Origin of the sequence: Sphingopyxis sp. (assembly GCF_036402335.1) — a bacterium.
In the GTDB taxonomy this organism is placed as follows: domain Bacteria; phylum Pseudomonadota; class Alphaproteobacteria; order Sphingomonadales; family Sphingomonadaceae; genus Sphingopyxis.
Window position 1 is genome coordinate 1 of record NZ_DASWTD010000044.1, and the last position, 9,994, is coordinate 9,994.

Consider the following 9,994-nt stretch of genomic DNA (forward strand, 5'->3'; position numbering starts at 1 on the left):
TCGCGACTTCCTGACCGTCGCGCTCAAGATCCGCTCGGAAGACCTGTTCCCCGACAACTGGATCTATATCCACGACAGCAAGGTGCAGGTCGGCCGGGTGCAGAATTTCCGCAGCTGGTCGCCCGAAATGGTGCCCGACCCGGCGATCGCGTGCGTCGGCCTCGAATATTTCTGCTTCGAGGGCGACGGGCTCTGGGCGTCGAGCGACGACGATCTGGTCGCGCTCGCGACGAAGGAAATGGCGATTCTCGGCCTTTGCAATCCCGACGATGTCGTCGGCGGCGCGGTGGTGCGGCAGGAAAAGGCCTACCCGGTCTATGACGACGATTATGCCATGCATGTCGAGACGATGCGCAGCGAACTCGAAGCGCGCTATCCGACGCTGCACATGGTCGGGCGCAACGGCATGCACCGTTACAACAATCAGGACCATGCGATGATGACCGCGATGCTGACGGTGCGCAACATCGTCGCCGGCGAAAAAATCTATGATATCTGGGGCGTCAACGAAGATGCCGAATATCATGAGAGCGGCACCGAAGGCGAACAGGCCGCATTGGCGTCGGTCCGCGACGTGCCCGCGCGCGTGTCGAAGGCTGCCTGAGGCCGTGAGCGGGGGGACGCTGGCGATGCTGCACCCGGTGAGGCTCCTTGGCGCGATCCGCCGCGGCGAAATTCGCTGGCTGAATTATCTGCTCGCCAGCGGTCTGGCGCTCGGCAGCGACGCCGGGCTGTTCCTGCTGCTGCTCGACGCCGGGCTCGCGCCGATGAGCGCGTCGGCGGTCGGCTATTGCGCGGGGATTCTCGTTCACTGGGTGATTTCGAGCCGGCTGGTGTTCGCCGACGGCGCCGCGGCGCGCGGAACGGGTGAGCGCCATCGTCAAAAGATGCTGTTCGTCGGATCGGCGCTTGTCGGCCTTGCGGTCACGACGGCGATCGTCGGGACGGGCAGTGCGTTCGGACTCGATCCGCGGCTTGCCAAGCTTGCAGCCATCGTGGTCAGCTTCCAGACCACTTATCTTCTGCGCCGCCATATCGTTTTCCGGACCGCCACGGCATGACCAATGCCGAGCGCGCCCGGGATGCCGGGAACCGGGTGGATCCGCCGGCCGGCCGGCCGCGCTCGCCGCTCTTGATCGCCTGCTTTGCATGGGCGATGGCGGTCACGATCCAGTTGGTGATGCAATGGCCGGCGATCGCCGCGCTCGATTTTTCGGACCCCGACGATGCGATGCGCATGGCGCAGGTCCGCGACCTGCTGGCGGGGCAGGGCTGGTGGGACCTCCACCAATACCGGGTCAATCCGGCGGACGGCGGCGTGTTGATGCACTGGTCGCGCATTGTCGATGCGCCGATCGCGCTCGGCGTGCTGATATTGCGCCCGCTGTTCGGTCAGCCGATGGCCGAACAGGTGATGATGGCCCTCTGGCCGGCGATGACGGCGGCGATCCTGTTCCTGATCTGCGCGTTCGCTTTTCGGGGTCTGTCCGACCGGCGAATCGCGATCGGCGCGCCGATCCTGCTCGCGGCTTCGGCGCCGTTGATGGGACAGTTCCGGCCGCTGCACGTCGATCATCATGGCTGGCAGGTCATCTTTGCAGCGTTGATGCTCTCGCAGGCCATTCGGCCCGCGAGCCGTCAGTCCGGGATATTGGCGGGTCTCGCCGGCGCCGCACTGCTTGCGGTGTCGATCGAGGGACTCCCGATCGTGACGCTCTTTGCTGCACTTGCCGCGATTCGCTGGGCGCTCAACGCCAGGCGCGAAGATCGCGACCGGCTGATCGGAATGATGGGTGCGCTCGCGATGGGCGCGGCGCTGGTCCAGTTCGTCACCCGCGGTCCGGCGAGTCTTGTCGACAGCTGGTGCGATGCGCTTTCGCCGCCCTATATCGCCGCGTTCGGTGCTGCCTTTCTTCCGGTTGCGGCGATCGGGTTTAATAGTCCGCGTTCGCTGGCGCTCCGCCTCGCGATGCTGGCCGCCGCGGGCCTCCTCGCCGCCGGTGCGCTCGTGCTTGTCGCGCCGCAATGTGCAAGTGGCCCGTTTGCGTCGCTCGATCCGGTGGTCGTGCGCTTCTGGTACGTCCATATATTGGAAGGCCGGCCCGTATGGCTGTCGGGCGCGACGATAACCGCGGCGATGATCGTGCCCGCGCTCCTCGGTCTGGCCGGATCGGCGATGGCGTGGCGCGCGCATGTCGATGCGGCGGAAAGGCGCCGATGGACCGTGATATTCGTCGCATTGGCGGGCGCGACGATATTGGCGCTGCTGGTGATGCGGGCCAGTGCAACCGCACACGTCTTTGCGCTTCCGGGATGCGTCTGGTTGACGCTTTCGGCCTGGACGCGCGCACGCTCGATCGGATCGGCGCCGATGCGCATGGCTGCCACCGCCGGCGCCGTGATGACCTTGCCTTTTACGGCCGGAGTCGTGGCCGCACAGGCGTTACAGCTGGCTTTTCCCCGGCTGAAGGCCGTGGACGAGATAGTGCTCTCGGCGAACGAAGTCGATCAGATGTGCCTCAAGCGCGACGCGGTGCGCGCTCTGAACGCCCTGCCGCAGGAAACCGTCCTCGTTCCGCTCGATCTTGGCGGGCCGATGCTGTTCTGGACGCATCACCGGCTGGTGGCGACCGGGCATCATCGCAACAACAAGGCGATGGCCGATACGATAAACGCCTTTATCGGGACTGCCGATCAGGCCGAAACGGTCGTCCGCCGTCGCAAGGCGACGCTGATCGTCTTTTGCCGGACCGCCAACGATTTCAGATATTATCGCAGCGTGGGCAGAAATTCGCTCGCGCAGCGCCTCGACGCCGGCAATCCGCCCGCGTGGCTCGAACCGGTCGCGATCGGCCGCGAATACGGCCTGTCGGTCTGGCGGGTAAAACCCGAGTAGTCAGGCGGGGCGGAAGCTCAGCGCCGCACCGTTCATGCAATAGCGTTTGCCCGTCGGTTTCGGCCCGTCGTTGAAGACATGGCCAAGATGGCCGCCGCAGCGTTTGCAATGGACTTCAGTCCGCGCATAGCCGAGTTCATGGTCGGTCGAGGTGCCGACCGCACCCTTCAGCGGCGCCCAGAAGCTGGGCCAGCCGGTGCCGCTGTCGAACTTGGTCCGGCTCGAATAGAGGGGCAGCGCACAGCCCGCGCACTGGAAGGTGCCGGCGCGCTTTTCCTTGTCGAGCGGGCTGGTGAAGGGGCGCTCGGTCGCTGCTTCGCGCAGCACGCGATACTGCAGCGGCGACAGGCGCGCCTTCCATTGGGCGTCGGACAGCTGCCAGCCGGCCTGGGCCTGCGGGCGTGCCGATTTGGCAAAGAGCATCGGTGCGCCGATCACGGCGCCGCCGAGCGCAAGTCCGCCGAGGATGTAACGACGTTCGATCATAGTCCCGATACGTGCGCCTTCGCCGGATGGTTACAAGCGGGGGTCAATATTTCCCGATTTGCACCGGGAGCGACCGGAATCCGTGGACGAAACAGGCGTGGACGCGCTCGGGCTCGCCGGTGACGGTCACCCGCATCCGCCGCGCCGCCATTTCCTCGAGCAGGATGCGCAGCTGCAGCTCGGCGAGCCGCGCACCGACGCAGCGGTGGACGCCATAGCCGAACGACAGGTGGCGCCGCGCGTTTTCGCGGGCCAGGTCGATGTCGTCGGCGTCGCTGAACACGCTCTCGTCGCGGTTGGCCGACAGGTACCAGAGAATCAGCTTGTCGCCCTTCCGGATCTGGTGCCCGAACAGCTCGGCATCCTCAAGCGCAGTGCGCCGCATGTGCGCGAGCGGGGTCTGCCAGCGGATGATCTCGCTCACCGCATTGGGGATGAGCGAGGGGTCGGCCTCGAGCTTCGCGCGCTGCTCGGGGAATTTGTCGAGGCCATAGGCGAGTCCCGACATGGTGTTGCGCGTCGTATCGTTGCCGCCAACGATCAGGAGGACGAGATTCCCGATGAACTCGTACTTGTCCATGTTGCGCATCGCTTCGCTGTGCAGCATCATCGACAGCAGGTCGGGGGTCGGCGGCTGGTCGAGCTTTTCCATCCACAGGCGCTGGAAATAGACGAAGGCCTCCTCGAGCACCGCGCGGCGCTGTTCCTTGAGCTCGGGTTTCTGCGCGAGTTCGACATCGCCCATCCAGTCGGACCATTCGGTGAGCTTGCGGCGATCCTCCCACGGGAAATCGAACAGCAGCGCGAGCATCTGCGTCGTCAATTCCATCGACACGCGGTCGACCCAGTCGAAATCCTCTCCCCACGGCAGGCCGTCGAGCACCTCGCCGGTGCGACTCCGGATGTCTTCGGAGAGGCGCGTCATCTCGGCGGGGGTGAAGGCGGGGGCGACGGTGCGGCGCTGGTCGGTGTGCTGCGGCCGGTCCATCGCGATGAACATCGGCAGGCGGAAATCCTCGTCCTCGTCGCGTTCGAGAATCGTGATCCCGCCATATTCCCACGAAGAGCTGTAAATGTCGGGCAGCGCCTCGACATGCTGGATCGCCTGATGACTCGCGATATTCCAATAGGGGCCGTGCGCACTGTCTTCGCATTTGACGATACCGCCCAGCCGGCGCAGCTCGGCAAAGGGCTCCTGCCAGCGATCTTCGGAATAGATGGCGGCGGGGCTCATGTCGTGAGCATGCGAAACAGTCTGGGGTTTGGCTGCAGTCGCCATCGGTATCCTCCTCCTCGGCAAGGGGAATCGCCGCGACGTTTGCCGCCGTCGGCGAAATCAGTTGCAGAATGCCACTGCTAACAGCTTTGTCAATGAGGCTCGGCGGCGGTTGCCGCGGTTGCCGCAGCGCTCGTCGCGGTGCGGCGCCAGAATTTCCAGCCGCTGCCGCTGCTCAGCACGCCGGCACGGAACAGCCGCACCGACAGGAAGATGACGAGCGCGACCCAGATCGCTTGCCAGCCGAGTGCTAGCAGGTGGACCGCCTTGCTGTCGTCGGTCGCGGCGCGCGCCGCCATCGCAAGCGGCGAGGAGAAGGGAAAAATCTGCGCAAAGCGCGCGAGGCCGCTGCCGGGCGCACTGGCAGCCGCGGCCGACAGGCTGAACATCCCGACTTGGAAAATCGTGATCGGCAGGCTGAGCATCTGGATTTCGCGTACCGTCGCCGCCTGCGCGCCGACGCCGAGGAACACCGCGCCGAGGAGCAGGAACGACAGGATGAAATAGATAAAGCCGATTCCGAGGAAAAAGGCCCAGCCGGTCGCCGGCGTCGATGCCAGCGCGGTGGCCACCTCGCTCGTTCCGCCTGCAGCGGCAAGGCTCGCGGGATCGGCCAGCAGCGCGGCGATCACGCCGCCGCCGAACGCCATTGCGATCCAGAAAGCGATGAACAGCACCGCGACCCCCAGAAACCCGAGCAGCTTGCCGAGGAAGACGCTTTCGAGCGGAACCGCGGCGGCGAGGATTTCGATGACCTTGTTGCCCTTTTCCTCGGCGAGCGAGCTCACCGTCTGGCCTGCGAGGAGCAGGGTGAGGAGGAAGATGACAAAGACCGCCCCGAAGCCCAGCGATTGCTGGACGGCGATGCTGGCGCCGCCGCGCTGGATGCTCTCGAAGCGCGGTTTGACGGGGGCGACCTCGCCGGCGGCGCGGTCGCGCAGGACCTGTCCGGCGAGCAGCGCCAGATAGCGTCCCGACTTGCCGTCGGCGTTGCGTTCGACAATGCGCGGATTTTCGAGCGGGCCGCTCATCACCGCATAGGTGTCGGAGCCCTTTTCGCTCGTGATCGCAACGGGATCGATCGTCGCATCACCGGCGATACGGAAGGCCAGCGACGGCGGTGCATTGCTTCCGGCGAAGCCCTCGCGCAGCCGGGCGTCGGCAGCGCGAAGCGCCGCGATGTCCGCCGGATCGGCGACGACGACGATACGGCCGGCACCGCGCGCGCTGTCCGCGAGTTGCGACGCACCCATGCCCCCCGCCAGCCCCATGCCGACCATGAACAGGGGCGCGAGCAGGAAGAGAAGGAAGGTCGGCGTCGCAACGATCGCGAGAAAGTCGCGCCGCGCAACGACAAACATGCTTTGAAGGAACGGGGTCATGCGCTGGCCTCCTGCGCGGCGTCCTCGGCGGCATCGGCGTCGAACCCCGCGTCGACCTGGCGGACGATATGGACAAAGGCGTCGTGGAGCGCGGGACGGCTGATCGACAGTCCGGTGACGCCAAGGCCGCTCGCGGTGATGCGCGCGAGCAGGGGTTCGACGTCGCGATCCTCGATCGCGAAATGCCAGCCATCGCCGCGCAGCTCGGCGCCGGCGGGGAGGTTCGCGGCCACCGTGGCGGGATCCTGCTGCTCGCGCGGCGTATAGCGCACCTGCATCGGCAGCAGCGCGCGCGCTTCGTCGACGGTGCCCTCGAACCGGCGCTGCGAGCGCGCGATGATCGCGATGCGGTCGCAAAGCCGCTCGGCATGCGCCATGACATGCGTCGAAAACAGGATCGTCGCGCCGCGATCGCGCTCGCGCCGCACCAGCATTTCTAGCCGCTCCTGATTGACCGGGTCGAGCCCCGAGAAGGGCTCGTCGAGGACGATGAGGTCGGGAGCGTGGACGATCGAGCCGATCAGCTGGATCATCTGCGCCATGCCTTTCGACATCTTGCGGATCTTTTCGTCGATCACGCGTTCGAGCCCGAGCTCGGTCATGAAGCTTGCGGCACGGCGGCGGCCCTCGGCCCATTCGAGCCCGCGCAGCGCGCCCATAAAGGCAATCGCCTCGCGCGCTTTCATGCCCGGATAGAGCCCGCGTTCCTCGGGAAGATAGCCGATACGGTGGCGCACCGATTGCGGGCGCGCGCCAAAGACGCGGCTGCTGCCCTCATCGGGGTCGATGATCCCGAGCGTCATCCGCAAGCTGGTCGTCTTTCCCGCGCCATTGGGACCGAGCACGCCGTAGATGCTCCCCGCCGGCACCGCGAGGCTGACATGATCGACCGCCTTGTAATCGCCGAAATATTTGGTGAGGCCATTCGCCTCGACGCTGAAATCGTTCAACTCTGGTCCCCGATCTTTCGCTTGCCAGACTATGGCACGGCGAGACGGCTCGCGTATAGAGCGCCAATGGTTGCGGAAGCCTTGCCTCTTGAAACGCCGTCGCTCGAAGACCGTCTCGAAGCCGTCGCGCGCGCGCATGGTTTCGTCGCGTTCGGCATCGCCGACGCCGGGGCTGCGCCGTTGACTGCAGCGCGGCTGGGCCAATGGCTCGCCGAGGGACGGCACGGCGACATGATCTGGATGGAAAGCCGCGCGGCAGAGCGCGGCTCGCCCAAGGGGCTGTGGCCCGAGGTCCGCTCGGTGATCGCACTCGGCATGAGCTATGCCCCCGCGCACGACCCGCTCGCGCTTGCCGACCACCCCGACCGGGGGCGGATTTCGGTCTATGCGCAGGGCGGCGACTATCATGACGTCGTCAAAAAGGCGCTGAAGGCGGTCGCGCGCTGGCTGGTTGCCGAAGTGACAGACGCCGAGGTCAAGGTGTTCGTCGACACCGCGCCGGTGATGGAAAAGCCGCTGTCGGCGGCGGCGGGTCTCGGCTGGCAGGGCAAGCACACCAACCTCGTCAGCCGCGACCATGGCAGCTGGCTGTTCCTCGGCGCGATCTACACCACGCTCGATCTCGAAAGCAGCAAGCCCGGCCGCGATACGTGCGGAAGCTGTTCGGCATGTCAGGATGCGTGCCCGACACAGGCTTTCCCCGCGCCGTACCGGCTCGATGCGCGGCGGTGCATTTCCTACCTCACGATCGAACATAATGGCCCGATCCCGGTCGACCTCCGGCGCGGGATCGGCAACCGCATCTATGGCTGCGACGACTGCCTCGCCGCCTGTCCGTGGAACAAGTTCGCCGACACCGCACACGCGCACCGCGCCTTCCTGCCGCGCGCCGAGCTTGTCGCGCCGTCGCTCGCCGATTTGCTCGCGCTCGACGATGCGGGATTCCGACAGGTGTTTGCGGGATCGCCGATCAAAAGGATCGGGCGCGGACGCATGGTGCGCAATGCGGCGATCGCGGCAGGAAACAGTGGTGATACGCGGTTCGTGCCTGTGCTTCGTCGGCTGGCCGACGACGAATCGCCGATGGTTGCCGATGCGGCGCGATGGGCGCTCGCCGAGCTGGCGCCATGACGTCAGCCTAGCGGCGCAGCGCCTCGATACAACTCGGTACATTGGCATCGCGCCCCTCGGGGGTGCGCGCATCGACATGCGTCGCGAGCGGGTCGGCGCCCTGCCGCGGTGCATAATAATAGATATCGAGAATGCAGGCGGCGCCGGCGAATTGCAGCTTGCGGCCCGTGCCTTCGGCGACATCGAGCCGCGGCTTGCCGAACTGCCCGAGCGCGGCGTTGGCACTCTGGCCGATCAGGCTGTTGTTCTGCGTCGGGCGCGGCGGGGTGATCGGCGCGGCGGTGGGCGGTGCTTTCGGCGGTGTCGCGCGCGGAATCGCGGGGCCAGCGCAGGCGCCGAGCGTCAAGGCAAGGCCGCAGATGGCGGCCAGGCGGCGGTTTTCGATCATCTTTTCTGGTCCCCATCGCGCAGATGCAACATGTGCACGGCCATAGCGGCGCCCAGAATCGGCGCCAACAGATTGGCGACAGGCACCACGAAGCTTGCGGCGGACAGCAAGCCCATCGACCAGCGCGCCGGGCGGTCGAGCCTCGGCCGCCCGGGGTGCCGTGCGAGGACCATCGCCTCGAGATCGCGTCCGAGCAGCAGCGCGTTGACGAGCAGCGCGAAGATCGGCGTGCCGATTCCGGTGACGAGCAGCAGGATATAGACGGGCAGGGCGAGCAGGTTGCCGCCGATCAGCCGGACCAGCGACGCGAGCGCAAGCCCGATGTTCTGGCGCCAGCCGACGTCGACCGCCTTTGCCGCGGCGCCGGGATAATGGCGTCCTTCGACATCGGCGACGATGCCGTCGGCGAACAGGCCGACGACGACGATCGCCACGGCGCGGAACAGCAGCCAGCTGCCGGCGACGATCGCGAGGATGATCAGCACTCCGGCCATGTCCTGTTCGGCGGCGCCCAGCCATTTCCAGTGCGCCAGCCCCCAGCGCGCGGCGAAGAAGATCGCGGTGCCCGATACCGCGAGCAGCAGGAGCGTGAGTGCGAGACTCTGCGCCAGCACACGCAGCACGCGCGGATGGGGCAAGTCCCTGAGCGCGAGGAGGAAAGCGTGAAAGGCGCGGGCCATGCGCCGGGGATGGTGGGATGCGAGCCGTTCGTCAAGCTGCACCGATCCCGCCCTCCTTCATCACCCCGGACCTGATCGGCGATCATCCCCTTCCGACAAGGAAAGGATGTTCCCCCGCCTTCGCGGGGGAACACATACTTGCTCCGATGGGATATATCCCGACTTGATCCGGGGTCCGTGCCGCGCCGCGGAGATGGATGCCGGATCGGGTCCGGCATGACGAAGAGAGAGGCACAAGCGTTATGCTTGCCTTGGCGGCGCCCGCCGCCTAAGGCCCCCGGCAGTTTTTCCCACGCATCACAGGATTTTTCATGGCATCCACCGCCCGTTTCGACGTCGTTGCCATCGGCAATGCGATTGTCGACGTTCTCGCCCGCGCCGACGATGCGCTGATCGTCGCCGAAGGCCTGACCAAGGGATCGATGCGGCTGATCGACGCCGAAGAGGCCGAGCGGCTGTATGCCACGATGGGCCCGGCGGTCGAGGTCTCGGGCGGTTCCGCCGCGAACACGCTGGCGGGCATGGCGGTGCTCGGCGAACGCTGCGCCTTCATCGGCCAGGTTGCCGATGACCAGCTTGGGCATGTCTTCACGCACGATCTGCGCGCGCTCGGCGTCGCCTATGAGACGCCGGCGCTCAAGGAAGGCGCGCCGACCGCGCGCTGCCTGATCCTCGTCACCCCCGACGGGCAGCGCACGATGAACACCTTTCTCGGCGCGAGCCACCTGCTCGACCGGGCGATGATCGACGAGGCGTGGATCGCCGATGCGAAAATCCTCTATCTCGAAGGTTATCTGTGGGATCC

General features: G+C 66.4%; 10 protein-coding genes and 1 pseudogene. 5 read left to right on the forward strand and 6 right to left on the reverse strand.

Going from position 1 to position 9,994, the window contains the following annotated elements; genetic code table 11:
• From VGD20_RS01160 to VGD20_RS01170, 3 genes and pseudogenes are all read left to right on the forward strand, one after another.
• A pseudogene (locus VGD20_RS01160) lies at nucleotides 1-604 on the forward strand (FAD-dependent oxidoreductase); the annotation flags it as partial.
• Between the two features lie 4 nt (nucleotides 605-608).
• Nucleotides 609-1,061: a GtrA family protein gene (locus VGD20_RS01165; protein ID WP_331132696.1), complete on the forward strand. Its 453-nt coding sequence runs from the start codon at nucleotides 609-611 to the stop codon at nucleotides 1,059-1,061.
• A gap of 35 nt (nucleotides 1,062-1,096) precedes the next feature.
• Complete coding sequence (locus VGD20_RS01170) at nucleotides 1,097-2,896, forward strand: hypothetical protein (protein ID WP_331132697.1); 1,800 nt, start codon at nucleotides 1,097-1,099, stop codon at nucleotides 2,894-2,896.
• Here the strand turns inward: VGD20_RS01170 and msrB are convergent, their stop codons facing one another.
• From msrB to VGD20_RS01190, 4 genes are all read right to left on the reverse strand, one after another.
• A complete protein-coding gene (gene msrB, locus VGD20_RS01175) occupies nucleotides 2,897-3,319 on the reverse strand; it encodes a peptide-methionine (R)-S-oxide reductase MsrB (protein ID WP_414714524.1) in 423 nt (140 codons plus the stop codon).
• 106 nt (nucleotides 3,320-3,425) lie between these two features.
• Nucleotides 3,426-4,661, reverse strand: coding sequence for a cytochrome P450 (locus VGD20_RS01180; protein WP_331132699.1), 1,236 nt, complete (start codon nucleotides 4,659-4,661; stop codon nucleotides 3,426-3,428).
• Between the two features lie 89 nt (nucleotides 4,662-4,750).
• Complete coding sequence (locus VGD20_RS01185) at nucleotides 4,751-6,040, reverse strand: ABC transporter permease (protein WP_331132700.1); 1,290 nt, start codon at nucleotides 6,038-6,040, stop codon at nucleotides 4,751-4,753.
• Entirely contained in the window at nucleotides 6,037-6,990 is a 954-nt protein-coding gene (locus tag VGD20_RS01190) for an ABC transporter ATP-binding protein (RefSeq protein ID WP_331132701.1), read from the reverse strand. The genes VGD20_RS01185 and VGD20_RS01190 overlap by 4 nt, the downstream gene beginning before the upstream one ends.
• A gap of 66 nt (nucleotides 6,991-7,056) precedes the next feature.
• On the opposite strand from VGD20_RS01190, the gene queG reads away from it, so the two are divergent.
• Nucleotides 7,057-8,121 (forward strand): tRNA epoxyqueuosine(34) reductase QueG, encoded by a 1,065-nt coding sequence (gene queG / locus VGD20_RS01195; protein ID WP_331132702.1) that lies wholly within the window; start codon nucleotides 7,057-7,059, stop codon nucleotides 8,119-8,121.
• Between the two features lie 7 nt (nucleotides 8,122-8,128).
• Here queG and VGD20_RS01200 read toward each other — a convergent pair whose 3' ends face one another.
• Together VGD20_RS01200 and VGD20_RS01205 are read right to left on the reverse strand one after the other, a co-directional pair.
• Nucleotides 8,129-8,509 carry a hypothetical protein gene (locus VGD20_RS01200; protein WP_331132703.1) on the reverse strand — a complete coding sequence of 127 codons (381 nt, stop codon included), beginning with the start codon at nucleotides 8,507-8,509 and terminating at the stop codon, nucleotides 8,129-8,131.
• Nucleotides 8,506-9,189, reverse strand: a complete 684-nt coding sequence (locus VGD20_RS01205) for an EI24 domain-containing protein (RefSeq protein ID WP_331132704.1) — start codon at nucleotides 9,187-9,189, stop codon at nucleotides 8,506-8,508. The genes VGD20_RS01200 and VGD20_RS01205 overlap by 4 nt, the downstream gene beginning before the upstream one ends.
• 311 nt (nucleotides 9,190-9,500) lie before the next feature.
• Between VGD20_RS01205 and VGD20_RS01210 the strand changes: the two genes are divergently transcribed.
• A partial coding sequence (locus tag VGD20_RS01210) for an adenosine kinase (protein ID WP_331132705.1) occupies nucleotides 9,501-9,994 on the forward strand: 494 nt, incomplete at its 3' end.

Bases quoted from the DNA above. Each gene is read 5' to 3' on its own strand.
- VGD20_RS01180 (WP_331132699.1), bottom strand. From the start codon at position 4,661: ATGGCGACTGCAGCCAAACCCCAGACTGTTTCGCATGCTCACGACATG.
- queG (WP_331132702.1), top strand. From the start codon at position 7,057: ATGGTTGCGGAAGCCTTGCCTCTTGAAACGCCGTCGCTCGAAGACCGT.
- msrB (WP_414714524.1), bottom strand. From the start codon at position 3,319: ATGCTCTTTGCCAAATCGGCACGCCCGCAGGCCCAGGCCGGCTGGCAG.
- VGD20_RS01200 (WP_331132703.1), bottom strand. From the start codon at position 8,509: ATGATCGAAAACCGCCGCCTGGCCGCCATCTGCGGCCTTGCCTTGACG.
- VGD20_RS01205 (WP_331132704.1), bottom strand. From the start codon at position 9,189: ATGGCCCGCGCCTTTCACGCTTTCCTCCTCGCGCTCAGGGACTTGCCC.
- VGD20_RS01185 (WP_331132700.1), bottom strand. From the start codon at position 6,040: ATGACCCCGTTCCTTCAAAGCATGTTTGTCGTTGCGCGGCGCGACTTT.